The following is a 213-nucleotide window of genomic DNA, read 5'->3' on the forward strand; positions in this document are numbered from 1 at the left end:
CAGATCCCGGCCCGCATCGCCCGCAGGGGTATCGAATCCTCCCAGCGTCTCGGCCGACACCGATGGGTGATCGAGCGTACCGTGGCATGGTTCGGGGCCTTCCGTCGATTGCACCGCCGATACGAACGCAAGGCCAACCACTTCGCCGCCTTCGCCAGCATCGCCGCAGCCCTCATCTGCACCCGGCGGCTCTCCAAATGAGATGTCTTCTAA

1 protein-coding gene is annotated in these 213 nt (G+C 64.3%); it reads left to right on the forward strand.

Features of this window, described 5'->3' with window-relative positions; genetic code table 11:
- A partial coding sequence (locus IEZ12_RS37410) for a transposase (RefSeq protein WP_189278897.1) occupies positions 1–201 on the forward strand: 201 nt, incomplete at its 5' end.
- Positions 202–213 lie beyond the last annotated feature (12 nt).

Origin of the sequence: Kitasatospora griseola (assembly GCF_014648555.1) — a bacterium.
Lineage (GTDB): Bacteria > Actinomycetota > Actinomycetes > Streptomycetales > Streptomycetaceae > Kitasatospora > Kitasatospora griseola.